Below are 1,006 nucleotides of genomic sequence, written 5' to 3'. Positions count from 1 at the left end.
TGGCGTGTTCCCGGTGAATGAGTCCAACCAGTTTTAGAGTCCTGTGGCCCGATGTCGGGCTGGAAGGGACGATGAAACACATGGCTGGTCGGAAGCGGCATTCCGCGGAGGACATCGTGCGCAAGCTGCGCCGTGCTGATGAGTTGGCTGCCGAAGGTAAGACTGGCGAGGAGATCGCCGCCGAGCTAGGGGTGTCTGCGGCCACGTTGTACAACTGGCGTCGCGCGTATGGCGGAATGGACCCTGATGCGGCCAAGGAGCTCAAGGAGCTGCGTGAGCAGAACGCCCGCTTGAAGCGGTTGTTGGCCGAGGCCGAGCTGGTCAAGGACGCGCTGCGGGAGGTAGCGAAGGGAAAATTCTGAGCCCGGCCGCCAAGCGCCGCGCCGTGGACATGCTCAAGGACGCGTTGAGCATGTCGGAACGGTTGGCCTGCAAAGCGGTTGGGCTTTCTCGCTCCACCCACCGACGGCTACCCCAGGCCCAGACACCCACCGACCCCGACGTGGATCTGCGGGCCTGGTTGCGTGCCTACGCCACCAAGCACCCGTGCCACGGGTTCCGGCGCGCCTGGGCGGCGCTACGCCACGACGAGGGCCGGGCGATCAACGTGAAGAAGGTGCACCGACTGTGGTGCGAGGAGGGGCTACAGAGACGGGTCCACAGCCCACGCAAACGGGCCGGGACGTCCTCGGTACCGGAGGTGATTGCCGACGCCCCGAAGGTGGTGTGGGCGATCGACTTCCAGTTCGATTCCACCACCGACGGCAAGGCCATCAAGATCGCATCGATGGTCGACGAACACACCCGCGAATCGCTGCTGCATCTGGTGGAACGCTCCATCACCGCCGAGCGACTCGTCGCCGAGCTCGAGAAGGTGTTCACCGCGGCCGGCGGGCCGCCGAAGGTGCTGCGGATGGACAATGGTCCTGAGTTGGTTTCTCAAGCGCTGCAACGGTTCTGCGAGGGCAAGGTCGGCTTGTCCTATATTCCGCCGGGTACCCCGTGG

General features: G+C 64.9%; 2 protein-coding genes. Both read left to right on the top strand.

Going from position 1 to position 1,006, the window contains the following annotated elements; translation table 11 throughout:
• Nucleotides 1-80 precede the first annotated feature (80 nt).
• Nucleotides 81-362, top strand: coding sequence for a transposase (locus AWC08_RS16610; protein ID WP_244906504.1), 282 nt, complete (start codon nt 81-83; stop codon nt 360-362).
• Between the two features lie 29 nt (nt 363-391).
• The coding region (locus AWC08_RS16605) for a DDE-type integrase/transposase/recombinase (protein WP_244906505.1) at nt 392-1,006 on the top strand (615 nt) is incomplete at its 3' end.

The organism is Mycobacterium gordonae, assembly GCF_002101675.1.
In the GTDB taxonomy this organism is placed as follows: Bacteria; Actinomycetota; Actinomycetes; order Mycobacteriales; family Mycobacteriaceae; genus Mycobacterium; species Mycobacterium gordonae.
The sequence above is the reverse complement of the archived record's forward strand: the minus strand, read 5'-3'. Positions and strand labels throughout refer to the sequence as shown.

What these genes read in the sequence shown, in the direction of transcription:
- AWC08_RS16610 (WP_244906504.1), top strand. Translation starts at nt 81, where the DNA reads ATGGCTGGTCGGAAGCGGCATTCCGCGGAGGACATCGTGCGCAAGCTG.